This is a genomic window from Pseudonocardia sp. ZF1, assembly GCF_056835605.1.
The window spans coordinates 4557270-4577610 of record NZ_JAJNBY010000001.1 but is presented as its reverse complement, the minus strand read 5'-3'; the positions used below and the strand labels follow the sequence as shown (position 1 = coordinate 4577610).

Genomic DNA, 20341 nt, shown 5'->3' with positions numbered 1-20341 from the left:
GGGACACCGCCGTCCCGGGTCAGGGGAGGACGCATGACCGAGCAGCAGGCCGGGCCCGGCGCGGGCCCGACGAGCGCCGCCGACACGACCGGCTCCGCGCCCGCGCAGGTGCGCCGGGTCGCCGCGACGAGCGCGATCGGCACGACGATCGAGTGGTACGACTTCTTCATCTACGCCACGGCCGCGGCCCTGGTGTTCAACAGTCAGTTCTTCACCACGATGTCCGCGGCATCGGGCACCCTGGCCGCGTTCGCGACCCTCGGGGTCGGGCTGGTGGCGCGTCCGCTCGGCGGCATCGTGTGGGGGCACTTCGGCGACCGCCTCGGCCGCAAGAAGATGCTGGTCCTCTCGCTGCTGCTGATGGGCGTGGCCACCGTCGGCGTCGGCCTGCTGCCCACCTACGGCCAGATCGGCGTCGCGGCCCCGGTGCTGCTCGTCGTGCTGCGCCTGCTGCAGGGTCTCTCGGCCGGCGGTGAGTGGGGCGGCGCAGCGCTGATGGCGGTCGAGCACGCCCCGCCCGGCAGGCGCGGACGCTACGGCTCGTTCCCGCAGATCGGGGTGCCCGCCGGGCTGATCCTGGCCCAGCTGGTGTTCCTCGTCGTGTCCAACCTGACCACCCCCGAGCAGTTCGCCGCGTGGGGCTGGCGGATCCCGTTCCTGCTGTCGATCCTGCTCGTCGTCGTCGGGCTCGTGATCCGGCTGCGGGTCGAGGAGAGCCCGGTGTTCGCGATGCTGCGGCAGAACCGCGGCCGCAGCCGCGCCCCGATCCTGGAGGTGTTCCGGCACCGTCCGCGCGAGCTGGTGCTGGCCTCGGTCAGCTTCGTCGCGAACAACGCGATCGGCTACATCTTCCTGGCCTACCTGCTCTCCTACGGCACCCAGGTGCTCGAGGTCCCGCGGAACACCATGATCGTCGTCGTGATCATCGGCTCGCTGAGCTGGCTGGTCAGCATCGTCGGCGGCGCGGTCTGGTCCGACCGGGTGGGCCGCAAGCGCGCCTATCTGGTGGGCTCGGTACTGCTCGTGGTGTGGCCGGTGCCGTTCTTCCTGCTGCTCGACACCACCGGGTTCGCCGCGATGGTCGTCGCGGTCGTCGTGCTCACGGTGGGGCTGGGCCTGTCCTACGGCCCGCAGTCCGCGTTGTTCGCGGAGATGTTCGAGGCCCGCTTCCGCTACAGCGGCGCCTCGTTCTCCTACGCCGTCGGCGCCGTGCTGGGCGGTGGGTTCGCACCGCTGATCGCTGCCGCCCTGCAGCAGGGCTACGGCACGTCGATGGCGGTCGCGGCCTACATGGTCGTCGTCGCCGTGATCTCGCTGGTCGCGGTGCTGCTCATCCGGGAGACGCACCGCCCGGCCGCGCCCGCCCGGCTCTCCTGACGACGGCGGTGCCCCGGACGTGGTGTCCGGGGCACCGGAGCGGCCTAGATCGAGCGGTGCCGGCCGTTGCCGAGCGGGGCCGAGAGGTCCCGGGCCCGGCGACGCCCGGCCACGGCGCCCTCGGCGGGCCGCTCGTCGACGGTGCCGGGGCCGTCGGAGGACATCGAGCGGGCCTGCTCGGCCAGCTCGCGGGTCACGCAGGGCCAGGTGGCGCTGACTCCCGTCGCGTCCCGGCACTCACGGCAGAAGCCCTGCGCGTCGGGGGTGTGTTCCGCCAGGGTCCGCTCCAGCAGATCCGGCATCTCGGACAGGATGTTCGCGAGCGCCACGACTCACCTCCAGGTCGAATGCAGGCGACAGTAGTGGTCGGGTTCACCCGCCCCCGGCGGGGCGGGGGGCCCGTCGGCCGGTGTCCGCCGGTCCACTCAGGACCCGGCGTTCCCGCTGCTGGCGAGGGGTGTGCGGGATCGAGCCGAGGAACTCCGGCGGTCCAGTCGCCCGGTGTGACGCCGCCCCGTCGGCACAGGGCTGCCCCGTCCGCTCGGTGAACCGTGTCACCGATCGGCGACCGGTTCCGGCGACACGACGACACGCACCACCGCTGCGCCGGACGTGCGATCGGGTCACTCCTCGGCACCGCCGGAGGGCTCAGTGGGTCACCCCCGTCCGGACCCGAGGCGCTGCGGCGTCCGCGTCGCGCCCCGCGGCCGGCCCGCCCTCAGCCTGCCGGGACCTCCCGTTCGATCTCGTCGAGCCAGATCGTCGCCGACAGGTCCGAGGGGGCCCGCCAGTCCCCGCGGGGTGACAGCGCGCCGCCCGCGGACACCTTCGGGCCGTTCGGCAGCGCGGAGCGCTTGAACTGCGCGAACTGGAAGAACCGCCGCGCGAAGACCTGCAGCCAGTGCCGGATCTCGGCGGGGGAGTAGGCGGGCCGCTCGTCGTCGGGGAACCCGGGCGGCCACTGGCCCGCGGCGGCGTCGGACCAGGCGTGCCCGGCCAGGAACGCGATCTTCGACGGCCGGAAGCCGTGCCGCAGCGTGTACCAGAGCGTGAAGTCCTGCAGCGCGTACGGACCGACGGTGGCCTGGCTGGACTGCACCTCGGTCGTCCCGTCCGAGGGCACCAGCTCCGGGGTGATCTCGGTGTCGAGCACCGAGCGCAGCACCGCCGACACCCCGGGCGGGAACTGCTCGGAGGAGACCACCCAGCGGATGAGGTGCTGCATCAGCGTCTTCGGGACGCCGCCGTTGACGTTGTAGTGCGACATCTGGTCGCCGACGCCGTAGGTGGACCAGCCGAGCGCGATCTCCGACAGGTCCCCGGTGCCGAGCACGATCCCGCCGCGCTGGTTCGCCAGCCGGAACAGGTAGTCGGTGCGCAGCCCGGCCTGGACGTTCTCGAAGGTGACGTCGTAGACGGGCTCGCCCCGGCCGAAGGGGTGGTCGATCTCCGACAGCATCGTCCGCGCGGTGCCGGTGATGTCGATCGTGGCGAAGGTGACGCCGAGGGCCTCGGACAGCGCGACGGCGTTGTTGCGGGTGTGGTCGGAGGTGGCGAAGCCGGGCATGGTGAAGGCGAGGATGTCGGTACGCGGGCGGCCGAGACGGTCCATCGCCCGCGCCGCGACGATCAGGGCGTGGGTGGAGTCGAGCCCGCCGGACACGCCGATCACGACCTTCGGCTGGCCGATCGCCCGCAGCCGCTGCTCCAGCCCGGCGACCTGGATCGAGTAGGCCTCGAAGCAGTCCTGCTCCAGGCGCGCCGGGTCGGCGGGCACGAACGGGAAACGCTCCACGGTGCGGCGCAGGCCGATGTCGTGGCCGGGCGGGTCGAGCCGGAACGCCACCGTGCGGAAGGCGTCGGTGCGGGCGGCGTGGGTGCGACGGTTGTCGTCGAAGGTGCCCTGGCGGCGGCGCTCGCCGGCGATCAGGTCCAGGTCGACGTCGGCGACCGCGTGCCGCGCGCCCTGCGGGAAGCGCCCGGACTCCGCGAGCAGCACACCGTTCTCGTAGATCATGGTCTGGCCGTCCCACGAGACGTCCGTGGTCGACTCGCCCTCACCCGCGGCGGCGTAGACGTAGGCGGCCAGGCAGCGCGCCGACGCCGAGCGCGACAGCAGGTGCCGGGTGTCGGCCCGGCCGACCGTGATCGGTGAGCCGGACAGGTTCGCCAGCACCGTCGCCCCGGCCAGCGCCGCCTCCGCCGACGGCGGGATCGGCACCCAGTAGTCCTCGCAGACCTCGGCGTGGAGCACGAAGCCGGGCAGGTCCTCGGCGGCGAAGAGCAGGTCCGTACCGAAGGGGACGTCGGTGGCGCCGAGCCGGATCGAGGCGCCGCGGACGTCGTCCCCGGGGGCGGTCTGGCGACGCTCGTAGAACTCGCGGTAGGTCGGCAGGTAGGACTTCGGGGCGACGCCCAGGATCCGGCCCCGGTGGATCACGATCGCGCAGTTGTAGAGGCGGTGGCGGTACCGCAGCGGTGCCCCGACCACGAGGACCGGCAGCAGGTCCGCGGTCGCCTCGACGAGGGAGAGCAGTCCGGTCTCGACGGTCTCCAGCAGCGTGTCCTGCATCAGGACGTCCTCGATGGAGTAGCCCGAGAGCGTCAGCTCGGGGAACACCACCAGCCCGACGCCGTCGTCGGCGCAGGTCCGGGCGGTCTCCAGCACGGCGGCGACGTTCGCGGCCGGGTCGGCCATCGTGGTGCGCAGGGTCGCCGCGGCGGTGCGCAGGAAGTGGTGGCGGTAGACGGAGCGGAAGTCCACGCCGTCATTCTGACCGGTGGGTGCTCAGCTCCGCCGACCCGCCAGCATCCGCGCCGCCGCGCAGGCGACCCCGGTGGCGACGAGCAGCCCGAGCAGCACCGCCCAGCCCGCCCCGACCGACCCGCCGGCCAGCACCACCCCGAGCGAGCCCAGCCACGCCAGCGGCACCAGCAGCCACAGCGCCAGGCCGTGCAGCACCTTCGGGATCTCCCCGACGCCGGCCGCGATCACGATCCACACCACCCCGGCGAGCAGCCCGCCGACGAGCAGCAGGGTGCCGACTCCCTCCCAGACCACGTGTGTCTCCTTCCTAGGGGTCGGGCACCGGCAGCACACGCTGCGGCACACCGGGCCCGTCGTCGATCGTGACACCCGCCGGCGTCGCGGGCGGGACCAGCGGCCCCAGCAGGTGCGCACCCAGCCAGTCCACCAGGTCCGGCAGCTGCGCGCGGACGGCGTTCTGGTTGTGTCCGCCACCCGGGTAGAGCCGGGTGTCGACGGTCACCGGTGGCGCGGCGGCCGCGCGGATCCGGTCCGCGGCGGCCCGCTCCTCGGGCTCGTCGGAGCCCGCGGTGACCAGCATCGCCAGGGGCGCGGGCCGCTCGCCCAGCAGCGCGACGACGTCGTTGGCCGCGGCGAGGTCGGGCCGCCCGGCGAACAGATCCCCGGTGACGACGTCGTCGGGGGTGCGGTCATAGCCGCTCTGGCTGACCGCGAGCGCGTAGGTGCGCGGGTGGCGCAGCGCCAGGTTCATGGCGCAGTAGCCGCCCGAGGACCAGCCGGCCAGCGCCCAGGCGCCGCGGTCGGGCCGCACCCGCAGGTGCCGGGTCGTCCAGTCGACGAGGTCGGTGGTCAGGTAGGTGTCGTCGGCCGCGCCGCGCTGGGCGTCGACGCACTCCTGGTCGTGGCCGAACCGGGGTTCGCCGTTGATGTCGGGGACCACCAGCACGACCGGCGGGATGCGGTGCGCCGCGATCGCGGCGTCGAGCACGTCGGGCACCGTGAACAGCGCGGCCACCTCGCGGGGCTCTCCGGGGAACCCGGGCAGCCACTCGACGACCGGGAAGCGGGCCCGCGGGTGCTCGGTGTAGCCGGGCGGGAGGTAGACGTCGGCGTCGCGGTCGATGCCGGACACGGCCCCGTGCAGGGTCATGTGCAGCGTGGAGCCCAGCCCCTGCGCCGAGCGGGCGGCGACCAGCGGCATCGCCGCGTCGAGGCCCGCACCGTCCGGGCCGATGTCGGCGACCGAGCCCTCGCCGGGGTCGGGGGAGGACCCGATCAGCGAGCCGACGGTGGGGAAGAAGCCGCCGAGCAGGTTCGCCCCGGCCCCGGCGGCCGCGAGCACGGCCACGGCCGAGACGGCCACGAGCAGCGTCCGGGCCACCCGGCGCAGCCGGTGCCACACCCCACCGGTGAGGGCGAGCAGCAGCACCGCCGCCACCGTCGGCACGACCACCGCGGCGACGACGTCGAGGCGCAGCTCAGAGGCGTGGATCACGGCGCCGCCCCCGCGCGGACCCGGCTCACCGGCGCAGCAGCCGCAGCAGCGACGGCGGGCGGCCGCCGAAGCCCTCGGCCTCGAGTACGACGAACAGCACCCGCGGCAGGTCGCGGACGGCGGGGAACAGCACGTAGCGCGGGTACCAGCTCGGGCGGAACTTCGCGTTGAACCGGTAGAGCGAGTCGATCTGCCACCAACGCGACGCGATCCGCAGTACCCGGGCCCAGCCGCGGGCGACCGGTCCGGCGCCGATCCGCTCGCCGCGCTCCAGGGCGGAGCGGAACATCGCGAAGTTCAGCGACACCCGCTTCACACCATGGTCCTTCGCGGCCGCCATCAGCTCGGCGATCATCAGCTCGTTGACGCCGTTGTCGGCGTCGGCGTCGCGGACCATGAGGTCCAGCGAGAGACCGTCGCGGCCCCAGGGGACCAGCTGCAGCATCCCGGACGGCTCGCCGTCCCGGAGCGCGGTGACGATCACCGCGTCCGGGTCGGAGGGGTCCGCGACCCGCGAGGACGCCATCGAGAATCCGCGCTCGTCCTCGGCGCCGCGCCAGCGGTGCGCGCGCTCGGCGACCCGCATCCGTGCGGTCTCGTCGAGGTCCCGCAGCCGCGTCACCTCGACGGTGTGCCCGCTGCGCTGCATCCGGTTGACGGTCTGGCGGACCCCGCGCATGGGGCGTCCGTCCAGGCTGAACGACGCCGTCTCCAGTACCGCCTCGTCGCCGAGCTCGAGGGCGTCGAGACCGGCCTTGGACCAGGCGGTCGCGCCGCGCTCGGAGCAGCCCAGCACCGCGGGCGACCAGCCGTAGCGGGTGCAGATGCCGAGGAAGGCCTCGATCGCGCCGGGCCAGGCGCCGACGTCGCCGACGGGGTCGCCCGAGGCCAGTGCGACCCCGGCGAGCACCCGGTAGGACACCGCGGACTTGCCGCCGTGGGCGAACACCGCGGCCTTGTCCCGGCGCAGGGCGAAGTAGCCCAGCGAGTCGCCGTCGCGCTGGTCGAGCAGGGCGCGCAGGCGCTGCTCGTCGTCGGGGTCGAGCGACGGGCGCGGCTCCGGCGAGCGCAGGAGGTGGTACCCGGCGACGACGAGCGCGACCACCCCGAAGGTCAGCCCGATCGCCGAGGTCAGGTCGTCGAGCCACACGGCGCGCTGCTGGAACTCGACCGGTCCGATCACCCCGATCAGCGACAGCGCCGCGTGCGCGGCCTGCGCGGCGATCGACGGGTCGCCGACGAGCCGGCGCGGGTTGAGCGCGAGCAGCACCCAGACGATGAGGAAGCCGGACAGCCCGAACTGCAGCAGCGACCGGACCGACCGGCCGAGCCCTCCCGGGTCCTGCCGGGCGACGAAGTAGCGGCGCGTCGCGATCAGCGCCGCCAGCAGCGCGACGACCAGCACCGCGGGCCCGATGCCGCGCCGCTGGTCCAGCACGTGCAGCAGGTTGACCACGACGAGGAACGTCGTCGTCGCTGTCGCCACCCACCAGGCGCGCTGCTTGCGCCGGCGCAGCCCGGTGGCCAGCAGCAGGAGGCCGACCCCGGCGAGCGCGGTCACGACCAGCGACGCCAGCCCCAGACCCGCGGGCAGGCCCAGGGTGCTGCGCAGCTCGCTGCCGATGACCCGGCGCGGCGCGGGCAGCACCGCCGCGACGACGGTCAGCGCACCGACGATCCGGGCCGCCCAGACCACGGCGCGGACGACGGCGGCCTCGGACAACCGTCGTCTGCGGGCCTCCGGGTCCGGCGCCGGGGCCGCTCCGCGCGTGCGGACGTCCCCGTGCTCGTCCCGGTGCTCGTCCCCGGCGGTCCCGGGCGGGCCGGAGCCCTCAGAGCCCGTCACGCGTTCCTCCTGTCGATCCCGTCGCCGGTGGCGGACCACCGGCGACGCCCGAGCGGGCCACCGGACCCGGCAGCCGGGCGCCGAGCGCGTCCAGCTCCGCGGCGACGACGTCGGCCGCCGGTGTCCCGGGCGCCGCGGTCACCGACCCCGACGCTAGCGCCGGGCCCGGCGGTGGCGCGCCCGGCACCGGGTCATCCTGCGTCGCCGCGGTGCGCACGACGACCAGGTCCAACGGATCGGGCGAACCGGACGCGGGGGCGGGGCAGCCGTCGCCGCCGGGCGGCCCGGCCGCCGTCGCGACGTCGGCGCGCTCGGCGAGCGCCCGGCCCAGCGGGCACCCGGGGCCCTCGGGCGGACCGGCGAGGGCCCACGCGGCCCGGTCGGTCCGCAGCACCGGCGAGCCGGCCGCGACGGCGGCGGCGCGCAGCCGGGACACCGGCACCCGGTCGGTCCACAGCACCACCACGGCCGGCATCCGGCCCGCGGTGACCGCGGCGTCGACGGCGGCGTCGACCGCGGCCGATCCGTCCGCGGGCCCGGTCCACACCAGGACGGGGTGGGCGAGGTGCTCGTCGTAGCCGGGCGGCAGGTGCGCGGGCACGTCGACGCCGTCGACGGTCAGCACGGTGTCCCTGCCGGGACCGGTGACCGGCGGGGCGGGTGGCGCGGGCAGCCCGCCGCGGTCCGGTCCGGCGGCCAGCGAGGCGGGCGTCGGGTAGAAGCCGAACCAGGCGTTCGTCCCCACCGCGAGGGCGAGCACGACGAGCGCGACCACGGCCGGCAGCGCGGCCGCCCGCACCGCGGGCCGCCGGCGGGCCCAGTGGCGCACGAGCAGTACGAGGGTGAGCGCGGCCGTGCCCGCGACGGCGGTGACGGTGACCGCCGACCCGAGCGGGAGCAGTGCGGTCCCGGCGAGCACGTCACCACGATTCCACGCCGGTTCCGGGGACCCGGCGGCGGGATGATCCGTCCCCGTCGTCGGGAACGTCCGAGGTCAAGTCCAGAACAGACCGTCCCAAACATGCCGTCCGGGGTCGCCCGCGACGGGAACGCGCTACACCCAGCGTTGTCGCACAAGCGATCCCGTGGGGCGGGTGGATGACGACGGTCACACGGACGACGGGGAACGCGGCGTCCGCCGCATGCCGGGGCGGTTCCGGGTCGACCCCACCGGTGTTCGACAGCATTCGCACCGAGCCACGGAGGACAGCAGCATGATCACGGAGGACATGACCCGGGAGCTCATCGGTCGTCAGGTCGTCGACAACCACGGCGAGAAGGTCGGCAAGATCGGCCAGATCTACCTGGACGAGCGCAGCGGTGACTCGACCTGGGCCACGGTCAACACCGGGCTGTTCGGTACCAAGGAGAGCTTCGTGCCGCTGCAGAACGCCGACGTGCACGACCGCGACGTCGCGCTGGGGTGGAGAAGAAGGCAGTCAAGGACTGCCCGCACGTGGGCCGCTCCGACGAGCGCCTGACCGGGTCGGAGGAGGACGAGCTCTACCGCCACTACGGCATCGGGCACGGTAACGGCAACGGCCGCACCGACGCCCGCCACGCCACCGGTGAGCGCACCGACCGCGACCGCACCGACCGCACCGACAGCACCGACCGCACCGACCGCACCGGCGACGACGCGATGGTCCGCCACGAGGAGAACCTGCGCGTCGGCACCGAGACCGAGGAGACCGGCCGCGTCGCGCTGCGCAAGTACGTCGTGACCGAGGACCAGACCGTCACCGTCCCGGTGTCGCACGAGGAGGTCCGCCTCGAGCGCGAGCCGATCGACGGCACCGAGGCGACGGCCCGCCCGGGCGCCATGGGCGAGGCCGAGCACGAGGTGACCCTGCACCGCGAGCGCCCGGTCGTCGACAAGACCACCGAGGCCGTCGAGAAGGTGCGCCTCGGCACCCGCACCGTCACCGAGGACGAGAAGGTCTCCGACACCGTGCGCAAGGAGCGCATCGAGGTCGACGACCCGCAGCACGCCCTGCCCCGCGACGAGCGCCGCAGCTGAGCGACGCACCGCGCCACCGGCGCGTCACCGGAGCCCGCACCTCGGGCCCGGTGACGCGCCGGGCCCATGTCGGGGGTCGGTCAGGTCGCGCCGAGCAGGGCGAACGCCGTCCGTAGCGCCCCGGCGGCCTCGGCGACGGCCTGGCGGGGCCGCACCCCGATCCCGAGCGAGGTCGCGAAGCCGTGCACGAGGTCGGGGTGGCGGCGCAGCGTCGCCGGGACGCCCGCCTCCCGCATGCGGGTGACCAGGTGCTCGCCCTCGTCGCGCAGCGGGTCGAACCCGGCGGTCGCGACGTAGGCGGGCGGCATCCCGGACAGGTCGCCCTCGGCGATCCGCAGCCGCGGGTCGTCGCGCATCGCCTCGGGCACGTACCAGCCCGCCATCGCCTCGATCGCCTCGCCGGTGAGCAGGAACCCGTCGCCGAACAGCTCGCGTGAGCGGGTGTGCCCGTCGAGCGCGGTGACCGGGAAGAACGCCAGGCAGAACACCGGACGCCCGGCCGGGTCGGCGCCGTCGCGGCTGGTCTCGCGGGCCACCGTCAGCGCCAGGCTGGCCCCGGCGGAGTCCCCGCCGACCGCGATCCGGCCCGGGGCCGCCCCGAACTCCTCCGGGTGCGCCGTGACGTGCGCGAACGCGGCCAGACAGTCGTCGACGGCGGCCGGGAACGGGTGCTCGGGCGCCAGCCGGTAGTCCACCGACAGCACCCGGGCGCCGGACTCGGCGGCCAGCGTCGCACACAGCTCGTCATGGGTGTCCAGGTCACCGGCGACGAAACCGCCGCCGTGCACGTAGACGAGCAGCGCGCCGTCGACGACGTCGGGTCCCGGCGGCGGTACGTACAGCCGCGCCCGCAGGTCGGCGACCGCACCGGGGACCGTGCGGTCCTCGCGGCGCACCCCCGGCTCCTCGGGCCCGGCGACGACACGGTCGACGAACGACTGGCCCGCCCGCATCTGCTCCGGCGGCGGGACGGGCTGCGGCCGGCGCGGGGTGAGCAGTCGCAGCAGGAGCTGGATGTCGAGGTCGAGCTGCTGGCCGTCGCGCCGGACGGGCGGGCCGGCGATCGCCCGCTTCACCGGCTTCGGCAGGGCCAGCACACCGCGCAGCGCTCCTCGTGCGACACGTACCCGATGATCCACGGTGGCCTCCCGCGTCTACCCGATCGTCACCGTCGATTGTGGCACCGGGTGCCGTTGCGTGCCGCTCGTCGCGGCACGGATCACCGGCGGAGCGGCGCCGGGGAGCGGGACGAGGCGCCGCACGCCGCGCCGCAGCGTCGGGTCGCAGCGACGAGCCCGTCGACAGTGACGGAACGGCGCCCGCCGCGACCGTGTCGCAACGTCCGGTCGCGGTGCCGTCCGTTCCCCGGCGGACGGGTGCTCGTTCAGTCCAGTGGAGATCATCTGCGGAGGGGGACGGCATGAGGACGAGGCTGCGCGCGACGGTCGTGGCGGGGGTGGTGGCGGTCGTCGCGGCGGTGGTCGCGGTGCCGCAGGCACTGGCATCGCCGGACGGGCCGGGGGGCGAAGGTGCTCCGGGTGACGTCGTGTCCGCGGAGCGGGTCCTCACTCCGACGGTGCCCGCCGCGACGGCGACCCGGATCCTCTACCGCAGCCTCGACACCGACGACCGCCCGGTCACGGTGAGCGGGATCGTCCTCACCCCGCTCGTCCCGGCGCCCGGGCCGACCCGGGTCGTCGGCTTCGCCGCGGGGACCCAGGGGCTCGCCGATCGCTGCGCGCCGTCGCGGCAGCTGCAGGCCGGCACCGAGTACGAGGCCTCGGCGATCGGTGCGCTGCTGACCAGCGGCTACACCGTGGCCGTCACCGACTACGAGGGCCTGGGCACGCCCGGCGAGCACACCTACGTCAACCGCGCGGCGCAGGCGCACGCCCTGCTCGACGTGGCGCGCGCCGCCCAGCGGGCCGGCGTCGGCGTGCCGGAGGACGCCCCGACCGCGCTCTACGGCTACTCCCAGGGCGGTGGCGCGTCGGCGGCCGCGGTCGAGCTGGCCCCGGAGTACGCCCCCGAGCTGGACCTCGTCGGCGCCTACGCGGGCGCGCCTCCCGCCGACCTGCGCGCCACCGGCCGGGCCCTCGACGGCGGCCCGTCCGTCGCGCTGCTCGGCTACGCCGTCTCCGGGTTCGACGCCGCCTACCCCGACCTGGGGGTGCAGGACCTGCTCAACGACCGCGGCCGGCAGGTGGTCGCCGAGCTGCGCGAGCAGTGCACCCAGGACTCCGCGCTGCGCTACCCGGGCCTGCGCTCGGAGACGCTGTCCGCCGACGGACGCCCGATCTCGGCGTTCCTCGACGAGGAGCCCTTCGCGAGCCGGGTCGACGAGCAGCTGATCGGGCGTCGCACGCCCGGGGCGCCGGTGCTGATCGTGCACAGCGTCGCCGACGACATCGTGCCGTTCGGCCAGGGCGAGGAGCTCGCCGAGCGCTGGTGCGCCCGCGGCGCCGACGTCGAGTTCCGGCCGTCGCCCGTCCCCGGTCACCTCGGCGGGTACCCCGACGGCCAGACCCGCGCGCTGGCGTTCCTGCAGGCCCGTTTCGCCGATCTGCCGACCACGCCCACCTGCGGCTGACAACCACGGCGGGAGTCCCTCCCGCCATGGTCAACGTATAACGCACCGGGGGACTTGCGGCAAGACCCGGGGACCGCGCCAGACTCTGCGCCCGGCGCCGTGACCTGCAGCGTCGTGGTGACACGGGGGTGGGAGTGCACGAGGTGCTGCTGCAGTTGGGCGAGGTCGGCCGGGACCGGCTCGGCGTCGTCGGGGGGAAGGCCGCGCACCTGGGGGAGCTGACCCGGACGGCGGGGGTCGCGGTCCCGGGCGGCTGGTGCGTGACCACCGGCGCCTACCGGGCCGTCGTGGGGGGCGCGCCCGGGTTCGACGCGTTGCTGGACCGCCTGGCCGGACTGCCCGCCGACGACGCCGACGGGCTCGCCGCGGTCGCCGCCGAGCTCCGCGGGCTGGTGGCGTCCCGGCCGGTCCCCGACGACGTCGCGGCGGCGGTCACCGCGGCGGTCGGCCGGGCCCCGGCCGGGACGGCGTGGGCGGTGCGCTCCAGCGCGACCGCCGAGGACCTGCCGACGGCGTCGTTCGCCGGGCAGCAGGACTCGTACCTGAACGTGGTCGGCGCCGACGCGGTCCTCGACCGGATGCGGGACTGCTGGGCGTCGCTGTTCACCGACCGCGCCGTGGCCTACCGCCGGCGCCGCGGCCTGGACCACCGCGCCGTCGCGATGGCGGTGGTGATCCAGGAGATGGTCGTCCCGGATGTGTCCGGGGTGCTGTTCACCGCCGAGCCGGTGACCTCCGACCGGACCGTGACCGTCGTCGAGGCGGTGCCCGGGCTGGGGGAGGCGCTGGTGTCCGGCCTGGTCGCCGCGGACGCGTGGACGGTCCGTGCCGACACCGTCGTCGACACGCGGATCGCACCGCGGACGGTCGCGGTGCAGCCTGCGCCGGGCGGCGGCACCCGCACCGAGCGGCTCGACCCGGACGGCCCGCCCCTGCTCACCGAGGACCGGGTACGGGAGCTGGTCCGGCTCGGCCGGACGGTCGAGGCCGGGCTGGGGAGCCCGCAGGACATCGAGTGGTGCCTGTCCGGCGGCCGGTTCCAGGTCGTCCAGAGCCGCCCGATCACCACGCTGTTCCCGGTCCCCGACACCGGCGACGACCGCCTCCACGTCTACCTGTCGGTCGGCTACCAGCAGATGATGACCGACGCGATGCGTCCGCTCGGGCTGTCGTTCTGGCAGATGACGACGCCGCGCCCGATGGCCGAGGCCGGCGGGCGGCTGTTCGTCGACGTCACCGCCGCGCTGGGCACCCCCTCCGGACGGGCCGGCCTCCTCGCGGTGATGGGCCGGTCGGACCCGCTGATGACCGACGCGCTGCGCACCGTGCTCGACCGCGGCGCGGTCCCGCTCGGGGAGGATCCGGCGACGCCCGCCCCGGTGCACGGCGCGCCGACCACCGAGCCGCTGGACCCGGACCCGGCACTGGTCGCCGAGCTGGTCGCCGAGGGACGGGCGTCGGTGGCCGACGCGGCGCGACGGATCCACGGCCGCGTCGGACCGGAGCTGTTCGTCGCGATCCGCGAGGACATCCCCGAGCTGCGGGCGCGGCTGAGCAACCCGCGCAGCACCCGGGTGTTCATGACGGCGATGGACGCGGCGTACTGGATCGACGAGCACGTCGGTGAGTGGCTGGGGGAGCGGCCGTCGGACGTGCTGACCCGGTCGGTGCCCGACAACGTGACCTCGCAGATGGGTCTCGCGCTGCTCGACGTCGCCGACGCGGTCCGCCCGTACCCGGCGGCGGTGGCGCCGCTGCGCGAGGCCGGGGACGACGTGCTCGACGCGCTGGGGTCGGTGGAGGGCGGCGCGGTGGCCCGCGACGCGATCGTCGGCTGGCTCGACGCCTACGGGGCCCGCTGCGTCGGCGAGATCGACATCAGCCGGCCGCGGTGGCACGAGCGCCCGGCCGCGCTCGTGCCGCTGATCCTCGGTCACGTCGACGGCGAGGAGCCCGGCGCCGGGCGCCGCCGGTTCGAGGAGGGGCGCCGCGCCGCCGAGGCGACCCGCGACGACCTGCTGGCCCGGCTGCGGGCCGGGGTCGACGGCGAGGCACGGGCCGCGCGGACGGCGCTGATGATCGACCGGCTGCGGACCTTCATCGGCTACCGCGAGTTCCCCAAGTTCGGCATGGTCTCGCGCTACGCGGTCTACCGGGCCGCGCTGCTCGCCGAGGCCGACCGGCTCGTCGCCGCACGCGTGCTCGACGACCGCACCGACGCCTACTACCTGCGGTTCGACGAGCTGGAGCAGGTCTCGCGCACCGGGCACGCCGACCTCGCACTGGTGCGCGCCCGGCGGGCGGAGTTCGCCGCGTACGAGGCGCTGACCCCGCCGCGGGTGCTGACCTCCGACGGCGAGTGCCTGCAGGGCTCCTACCACCGCGACGACGTGCCGCCCGGAGCACTCGCCGGGCTCGCGGTGTCGGCCGGGACGGTCGAGGGCCGCGCCCGCGTCGTCGCCGACCTGTCCGGGGCCGCGCTCGAACCCGGAGACGTGCTGGTCACCGCCTACACCGACCCCAGCTGTACGCCGGCGTTCGTCACGGTCGCGGGGCTGGTCACCGAGGTGGGCGGGCGGATGACCCACGGCGCCGTCGTCGCCCGCGAGTACGGCCTGCCCGCCGTGGTCGGGGTGGAGGGCGCGACCCGGCTGATCCGGGACGGTCAGCGGGTCCGGGTGGACGGCGGGAGCGGGCTGGTCGAGATCCTCGGCTGACACATGTCGAGAACCGGGGACCGGCTCCGTCCCCGGGGCGGACGCGGCCACCGGGGCCGCGCGGTCGGGAGGATGTCATGAGCGTGCTGCGGATGGACAACGTCGGCGTCGTCGTCACCGACCTCGACGAGGCGGTCGCGTTCTTCGGTGCGCTCGGCCTGGAGGAGGAGGGCCGGGCGACGGTGGCGGGCCCGGACGTGGACCGGCTGGTCGGGCTCGACGGCGTGCGGTGCGACATGGCCGTCGTGCGGACGCCCGACGGCTACGGCCGGCTGGAGCTGATGCGGTTCGAGTCGCCGTCGTCGCCGGTGGGTGATCCGGGCGCCGCGGTGAACGTGCTCGGCATCCGGCGGGTCATGTTCGCCGTCACCGACCTGGCGGAGACCGTGGAGCGGCTGCGTGGCCACGGTGCCGAGCCGGTCGGCGACGTCGTGACGTTCGGCGCGCACACCCTGGCCTACCTGCGCGGGCCGGGCGGGATCCTCGTCGCGCTGGCCCAGGAGGGCGGCTGACCGCGGGCCTCCTCAGCCCTGGGGGTCCGGGCCCGGCGCACCGGGGCACCGCTCGACGGGGAGGGCCTCGCCACGGTCCGCGACGCCGCTGACCGGTGCCGATCGGCGCCATCACGGTGGTCGCCGAACCGGTCGCACCGACGGCGACCCCTCAGCCGTGGTGTCCGGCACCGGTCGCACCCCGGCCGAGGTGGGCGTGTTCCCCCTGCAGGCTGAACAGCGCGAGTGTCTCGGCGGGCCGGTCGTCGGCGCTGCCGATCCAGTGCGGTGTGCCGGTGTCGAACTCGACCACCTCGCCGGGGTCGAGGAGGTGCTCGGTGTCGTCGAGGACCAGCCGCACCCGGCCGTCGAGGACGTAGAACCACTCGTAGCCCTCGTGGGTCTGCAGGGCGGTCGTCGGCGACGCGGCGGCCGGCGGGTAGACCACCTTGAAGGCCTGGACCCCGCCGCCGCGACGGGTCAGCGGGACGAACACCAGCCCGCGGTGGCGCACCGGGCGCAGGTGGATGCGGGGGTCACCGGTCGGCGGTGCCTGCACGAGGTCGTCGAGCGGGACCCCGTGCGCCCGGGCCAGCGGCAGCAGCTGCTCCAGTGTCGGCCGCAGCTTCCCGGTCTCCAGCCGGGACAGGGTGCTCGCGGTCAGGGCGGTCTCCGCCGCGAGCTGGTCGAGGGTGGCGCCGCGGCGACGGCGCAGGTCCCGCAACCTCGGGCCCACGCCGGCGAGCACGTCGTGTCCGGTGTCGTCCACCTCGCCAGATTGCCGATCGGCAAGATTCCTTGCAACCCGGGACGGCGGGTGTCGATGCTGCGGAGGAACCGACGTCGGCGACGCCGATGACGCCGCACCCACACCTCCCGGAGGAACCACCGATGGAGCCCATGCCGACCGCGTCCGACCCCGCGACCTTCTGGGACGAGCTCTACCGCCGCCGCGGTGGGGGAGAGGCCCGCGCCAACCCCCTGCTCACCGAGGTCGCCGGCCCGCTGACACCGGGCACGGCCCTGGACCTCGGATGCGGTGCCGGGGGCGACACGATCTGGCTGGCCCGGCACGGCTGGCACGTCACGGCGGTGGACATCTCCGCCGCCGCCGTGGACGGGCTCGCGCGTCGCGGCCGCGCCGAGGGGCTCGCGCCGCGGATCCGCGCCGAGCGCCACGACCTCGCGACGACGTTCCCGGACGGGACGTTCGACCTGGTCTCCGCCCAGTACCTGCAGACCCCGTTCACGCTGGACCGCGACGCGGTGCTGCGGACCGCCGCGGGCGCACTGCGCCCGGGCGGGCTGCTCCTCGTCGTGGACCACGGGTCCGTCGCCCCGTGGTCGTGGAACCAGGACCCGGACGCCCGCCACCCCACCGCCGCCGAGATCGCCGCCGGGCTCGGCCTCGATCCCGACGGATGGGCCGTCGAGCGCGCCGACGAGCCCCGGCGCCTCGCGACCGGCCCCGACGGCCGTACCGCCACGGTCGTCGACACCGTCCTGGTCCTGCGCCGCGCCGGCGCCACCCACCGGAGCTGACCCGTGCCCCGCCGCGACACCGCCCTCCCGCCCGACGCCGCGGACGAGAAGAGCGTCCTGACCGGGTTCCTGGGCCACCTCCGCGGCGCGGTCGCGGCCAAGGCCCTCGGCGTCCCGGACGCCGCCGCCCGCGAGCCCGGGGTCCCCTCGGGGACCAGCCTGCTCGGCCTGGTCGCGCACCTGACGCACGTCGAGCGTCACTACTTCCTCGGTGAGGCCGTCCGGGACTGGCCCGCGACCTTCCGGCCGCGGGCGGAGGACACCGCCGAGGACGTCGTGGCGGCCTACCGGGAGGCCACCGCCCGGGCCGACGCCGTCGTCGACACGTGGTCCGGCCTGGACCGGGCTGCGCCGGTACCCGCGGGACGGAGGTCGGCCCCGTCGAGGCGGTGGCTGCTGGTGCACATGATCGAGGAGACCGGGCGCCACGCCGGGCACGCCGACATCCTCCGCGAGCGCATCGACGGCCGCACCGGGCGCTGAGGAGCGAGCCATCGCCGACCTGTCGGCAGAATGACCCGCCATGGCGGACGCTCTCACGTCGCTCGCCCCGGCACCCGGGCTGTCACCGGTGCTCGTGCAGTTCGGAGGGCTCGCGGTGACGTGGTGACAGGACGTACGTGGGTGACCCGACATCGCTCTTCCCGGCCGAGAAGTGTGCGGCTCCAGCTGAGCATCGTGCCGGCCGCGGGGCGCTCCCCGGCGAGTCCACTGTTGACATCACGTCCGGTGTGAGCCGAGCATGCCCCCACCCCGGGAGCCCGAGAGGGACCAGCCGCCGGAGGAAGGACAGAGCTGACGGGGAATCGAGGACATGGGGACGTCACGCCTGCGAGATCATCCTGACTTCGCCTACACGATCAGCGACTTCGATGCGCTCTACCGGTTCGGCTCCGCCGGGGGGAGCCGGCAGATCCGCACGCACATGCGGCAGGTGCGTGAGGCGATCGCCGACGTGTTCGAGGACAACCCGGAGGTCGTCGGCCGCGAACCCACCCGACTTCCGGTGGTCGACCATCTCGGTCGCGCACTGGATCTGGGCTCGCGTGGCGACCTGGGCGTACTCAGCGACTCGCTGCGAAGGATCTCCGACCGGCTGACGTGGGAGCACGGGTACGAGAAGGTTCCGCGGGGGCTGGTGAAGAAGTACGGCTACTGCGAGATCGTCGGCCCGAAGGGGCCGGTGGTGTCCGACCGCATCATTCTGGGACTGGTTCTCTCCGCCCCGGAGACCGTCTATCCCCAGCATCACCACCGGGGGATCCAGGAATCCTACGTCGCGATCGCCGGAGAATGGTCGGAGAACGACGGTGCAGTGCATGCTCCGGGCTCGCTGATTCTCAACGAGGCCGGGCACGAACACCGCATCACGACCGGACGACAGTCCCCGTGTCTGCTCGCCTACTCCTGGATCGGTTCGCCCGAACGGCTCCTGACGCCGGCAATGCGTTTCTCCGCACCGCGCCGCCGCGTTCGATAGGCGATCCCGAGGAGGGGCCCGGGGCTGATGGCGTAGGTCCGGGCGTGTCGGACCTCCCACGAGGGGCCGGTGTCCGACGCTCGACGGAGGATCGGCCGGTGACCGGGCACTCGGTGGCGGTGCTGCCGAAGGTCCACGTACCGACGATCGACGGCCGGCAGGACGCCACGCGTCGGCGCATCGACGCTGCGTCGGGCGGATCGGCGGGCTGAGCCGACTTCGGGGCGCGGTCGGGAGAACACCCGCAACGGGCCATCCACGGCTGGTGGCGGCCGGACACGACGAACGCGGCCCCTCACCCTGTTCCAGCAGGTGAGGGGCCGCGTTCTGTCGAGCTGTGACGTGCCCCCGGCAGGATTCGAACCTGCGCTCCCGCCTCCGGAGGGCGGTGCTCTATCCCCTGAGCTACGGGGGCCGTGCGATGGGAGAACAGTAGCGCACCGTGCGCGACCCCCCGACACGGGGGCCCGTGCGTGATCAGCTCAGCGGCAGCGGGGCGGCGCCCCGCTCGGCGAGCAGCCCGCGCATCAGGTCCGCCTCGGAGTTCTGCGAGAAGAGCATCTGCCCGGCGAGGTTGCGGACCTCGCCGGTGTCGGCGTGGTCGCGGGCGTACTCGAGCATCGACACGCCTCCCTGGTGGTGGCGCAGCATGAGCTGGAGGAACTCGACGTCCAGGGCGGCGCCGGGCGGGGTGGCCCGCAGCCGCGCGAGGTCGGCGGTGCTCGCCATGCCCGGCATCGTCGCGACGCTGCCGGACATGCCGGACATGCCGGCGTGCGCGGAGTCGTCCATCCAGGCCATGTGGCCGCCGCTGGGCAGGCTCGGCGCGTCCCACAGGCCGAGCCAGCCCTGCATCCGGCCGACCTGCTGGTTCTGGGTGGTCTCGATGTCGAACGCCAGTTGCCGCACCCGCGGGTCGGTGGCGCGGTCGCGCTCCCAGGACGCCATCTCGACGGCCTGACGGTGGTGCACGGTCATGTCCTGGGCGAACCCGACGTCGACCGAGCCCGGCTCGGGCACGAACGGGCCGAACGCGCCGCGTACCGCGAACCCGGCGACGAGCACCGCGACCAGCGCGATCACGCCGAGCGCGATCGTGATCGGGTTCCGCCAGAGCGGGGTCTCGTCGGCCGGGGTCGTCATCGGGGCCTCACTGCCCGGGGGCCGGTGCGGGCGCCGGGGCCTGCTGCCCGGGTGCGGGCTGCCCGGGGACGGTGGGGTCGGGGGCCGGGGCGCCGCCGGGGGTCGCGCCCTGGTTCTCGGGCAGGATCGTCTGCCCGTCGACGGCGGACTGCTCCGGGATCGGCTGGAAGGCCGGCGGGTTGTCCTGGTCGAAGCCCTGCGCGCCGAGGGCGTCGCAGGAGGCGCCGACCTCGGGGTGGGTGAAGCGGTTGAGCCGCAGCGCGCGGATGAACTGGTCGATCCGCTCGTCGTCGGCGCTCTGGACCTTCAGCTGGTTGCCCCAGGACTGCAGCGAGATCGGGGCGTCGAGGCCCGGGTAGGGCGACATCACCGTGTACGGCTGTCCCTCGACCCGCTGGGACAGTGCGGCCTTGCCCGCCTCGTCGAGGGTGTCGGGGTTGTAGGCGATCCACACGGCGCCGTGCTCCAGGGAGTGCACGAGGTTCTCCGAGCGGACCGGGTTCGGGTAGACCACGCCGTTGCACGCGGCCCAGAAGCCGTCGTGCGCGCCGCCGAAGGGCGGGCTGTGGGTGTAGGCGACCCGCTGGAAGCCGAGCACGTGCTGCAGGCCCGGGTAGTCCTGGCTGACGATGCCGGGGATCGCGAGCGCCGGGTTGCGGTTGTCGTCGGTGGGCTCCCAGGCCCGGTTCTGGTTGCGCTGCACCAGCGGGTAGACGATGAACGCCCCCGCGAGCAGCACCAGCACGGTGATCGCGGCGACCATGCCCCAGGGGAACTGGCGCCGGCCGACCGAGCTCGGCATCGACGGTCGCTTCTTGCCGGACTTGCCGCTGGCCATGGGGGAGTCCTGTTCGTGGTCGGCGGGCGGGTTCG

General features: G+C 74.8%; 19 protein-coding genes and 1 tRNA gene. 9 read left to right on the top strand and 11 right to left on the bottom strand.

The genetic code is table 11. The features are described 5' to 3' along the window. Positions 1 to 33 precede the first annotated feature (33 nt). Positions 34 to 1377, top strand: coding sequence for an MFS transporter (locus tag ZF1_RS22035; protein WP_073578540.1), 1344 nt, complete (start codon positions 34 to 36; stop codon positions 1375 to 1377). A 44-nt stretch (positions 1378 to 1421) separates the two neighbouring features. Here the strand turns inward: ZF1_RS22035 and ZF1_RS22030 are convergent, their stop codons facing one another. The 6 genes from ZF1_RS22030 to ZF1_RS22005 form a co-directional block, all read right to left on the bottom strand. Beyond that, positions 1422 to 1706 (bottom strand): hypothetical protein, encoded by a 285-nt coding sequence (locus ZF1_RS22030; RefSeq protein ID WP_073578539.1) that lies wholly within the window; start codon positions 1704 to 1706, stop codon positions 1422 to 1424. A 389-nt stretch (positions 1707 to 2095) separates the two neighbouring features. Beyond that, positions 2096 to 4141 carry an NAD(+) synthase gene (locus ZF1_RS22025; RefSeq protein WP_350589372.1) on the bottom strand — a complete coding sequence of 682 codons (2046 nt, stop codon included), beginning with the start codon at positions 4139 to 4141 and terminating at the stop codon, positions 2096 to 2098. 24 nt (positions 4142 to 4165) lie between these two features. Further along, positions 4166 to 4438, bottom strand: coding sequence for a hypothetical protein (locus ZF1_RS22020; RefSeq protein WP_073578537.1), 273 nt, complete (start codon positions 4436 to 4438; stop codon positions 4166 to 4168). A 13-nt stretch (positions 4439 to 4451) separates the two neighbouring features. Further along, entirely contained in the window at positions 4452 to 5639 is a 1188-nt protein-coding gene (locus ZF1_RS22015; protein ID WP_482638242.1) for an alpha/beta hydrolase, read from the bottom strand. Between the two features lie 25 nt (positions 5640 to 5664). Then, positions 5665 to 7362: a phosphatidylglycerol lysyltransferase domain-containing protein gene (locus ZF1_RS22010; RefSeq protein WP_412763142.1), complete on the bottom strand. Its 1698-nt coding sequence runs from the start codon at positions 7360 to 7362 to the stop codon at positions 5665 to 5667. Positions 7363 to 7471: 109 nt separating this feature from the next. Continuing rightward, complete coding sequence (locus tag ZF1_RS22005; protein ID WP_346864687.1) at positions 7472 to 8404, bottom strand: hypothetical protein; 933 nt, start codon at positions 8402 to 8404, stop codon at positions 7472 to 7474. A gap of 295 nt (positions 8405 to 8699) precedes the next feature. Between ZF1_RS22005 and ZF1_RS22000 the strand changes: the two genes are divergently transcribed. Next, positions 8700 to 8966 carry a PRC-barrel domain-containing protein gene (locus tag ZF1_RS22000; protein ID WP_346108944.1) on the top strand — a complete coding sequence of 89 codons (267 nt, stop codon included), beginning with the start codon at positions 8700 to 8702 and terminating at the stop codon, positions 8964 to 8966. Further along, positions 8942 to 9505 carry a YsnF/AvaK domain-containing protein gene (locus ZF1_RS21995; RefSeq protein WP_482638241.1) on the top strand — a complete coding sequence of 188 codons (564 nt, stop codon included), beginning with the start codon at positions 8942 to 8944 and terminating at the stop codon, positions 9503 to 9505. The genes ZF1_RS22000 and ZF1_RS21995 overlap by 25 nt, the downstream gene beginning before the upstream one ends. 80 nt (positions 9506 to 9585) lie before the next feature. Here ZF1_RS21995 and ZF1_RS21990 read toward each other — a convergent pair whose 3' ends face one another. After that, entirely contained in the window at positions 9586 to 10602 is a 1017-nt protein-coding gene (locus tag ZF1_RS21990) for an alpha/beta hydrolase (RefSeq protein WP_405415330.1), read from the bottom strand. A 323-nt stretch (positions 10603 to 10925) separates the two neighbouring features. Here ZF1_RS21990 and ZF1_RS21985 point away from each other — a divergent pair, with 323 nt between their 5' ends. The 3 genes from ZF1_RS21985 (at position 10926) to ZF1_RS21975 (ending at position 15324) form a co-directional block, all read left to right on the top strand. Beyond that, positions 10926 to 12095, top strand: coding sequence for a lipase family protein (locus ZF1_RS21985; RefSeq protein WP_482638240.1), 1170 nt, complete (start codon positions 10926 to 10928; stop codon positions 12093 to 12095). 128 nt (positions 12096 to 12223) lie between these two features. After that, entirely contained in the window at positions 12224 to 14812 is a 2589-nt protein-coding gene (gene rph / locus ZF1_RS21980; RefSeq protein ID WP_482638239.1) for a rifamycin-inactivating phosphotransferase, read from the top strand. A 77-nt stretch (positions 14813 to 14889) separates the two neighbouring features. Next, positions 14890 to 15324, top strand: a complete 435-nt coding sequence (locus ZF1_RS21975) for a VOC family protein (protein WP_179761929.1) — start codon at positions 14890 to 14892, stop codon at positions 15322 to 15324. A 151-nt stretch (positions 15325 to 15475) separates the two neighbouring features. Here the strand turns inward: ZF1_RS21975 and ZF1_RS21970 are convergent, their stop codons facing one another. Next, complete coding sequence (locus tag ZF1_RS21970; RefSeq protein WP_405415337.1) at positions 15476 to 16072, bottom strand: helix-turn-helix domain-containing protein; 597 nt, start codon at positions 16070 to 16072, stop codon at positions 15476 to 15478. Positions 16073 to 16194: 122 nt separating this feature from the next. On the opposite strand from ZF1_RS21970, the gene ZF1_RS21965 reads away from it, so the two are divergent. The 3 genes from ZF1_RS21965 (at position 16195) to ZF1_RS21955 (ending at position 18325) form a co-directional block, all read left to right on the top strand. Beyond that, positions 16195 to 16845 (top strand): SAM-dependent methyltransferase, encoded by a 651-nt coding sequence (locus tag ZF1_RS21965; protein WP_376772638.1) that lies wholly within the window; start codon positions 16195 to 16197, stop codon positions 16843 to 16845. 3 nt (positions 16846 to 16848) lie between these two features. Continuing rightward, positions 16849 to 17328 (top strand): DinB family protein, encoded by a 480-nt coding sequence (locus ZF1_RS21960; protein WP_208820577.1) that lies wholly within the window; start codon positions 16849 to 16851, stop codon positions 17326 to 17328. Positions 17329 to 17659: 331 nt separating this feature from the next. Next, complete coding sequence (locus tag ZF1_RS21955) at positions 17660 to 18325, top strand: dimethylsulfonioproprionate lyase family protein (protein WP_482638238.1); 666 nt, start codon at positions 17660 to 17662, stop codon at positions 18323 to 18325. A 343-nt stretch (positions 18326 to 18668) separates the two neighbouring features. Here the strand turns inward: ZF1_RS21955 and ZF1_RS21950 are convergent. The 3 genes from ZF1_RS21950 to ZF1_RS21940 form a co-directional block, all read right to left on the bottom strand. Next, a tRNA-Arg gene (locus ZF1_RS21950) sits at positions 18669 to 18740 on the bottom strand. 62 nt (positions 18741 to 18802) lie between these two features. Next, positions 18803 to 19468 carry a DUF305 domain-containing protein gene (locus tag ZF1_RS21945; protein WP_482638237.1) on the bottom strand — a complete coding sequence of 222 codons (666 nt, stop codon included), beginning with the start codon at positions 19466 to 19468 and terminating at the stop codon, positions 18803 to 18805. Between the two features lie 7 nt (positions 19469 to 19475). Then, entirely contained in the window at positions 19476 to 20306 is an 831-nt protein-coding gene (locus ZF1_RS21940; protein ID WP_208820538.1) for a DUF3105 domain-containing protein, read from the bottom strand. Positions 20307 to 20341 lie beyond the last annotated feature (35 nt).

Excerpts from the sequence above, each read along its gene's own strand:
- ZF1_RS22035 (WP_073578540.1), top strand. The coding sequence starts at position 34 with ATGACCGAGCAGCAGGCCGGGCCCGGCGCGGGCCCGACGAGCGCCGCC.
- ZF1_RS22000 (WP_346108944.1), top strand. The coding sequence starts at position 8,700 with ATGATCACGGAGGACATGACCCGGGAGCTCATCGGTCGTCAGGTCGTC.
- ZF1_RS21985 (WP_482638240.1), top strand. The coding sequence starts at position 10,926 with ATGAGGACGAGGCTGCGCGCGACGGTCGTGGCGGGGGTGGTGGCGGTC.
- ZF1_RS21975 (WP_179761929.1), top strand. The coding sequence starts at position 14,890 with ATGAGCGTGCTGCGGATGGACAACGTCGGCGTCGTCGTCACCGACCTC.
- ZF1_RS21965 (WP_376772638.1), top strand. The coding sequence starts at position 16,195 with ATGGAGCCCATGCCGACCGCGTCCGACCCCGCGACCTTCTGGGACGAG.
- ZF1_RS21955 (WP_482638238.1), top strand. The coding sequence starts at position 17,660 with ATGGGGACGTCACGCCTGCGAGATCATCCTGACTTCGCCTACACGATC.
- ZF1_RS21945 (WP_482638237.1), bottom strand. The coding sequence starts at position 19,468 with ATGACGACCCCGGCCGACGAGACCCCGCTCTGGCGGAACCCGATCACG.
- ZF1_RS21940 (WP_208820538.1), bottom strand. The coding sequence starts at position 20,306 with ATGGCCAGCGGCAAGTCCGGCAAGAAGCGACCGTCGATGCCGAGCTCG.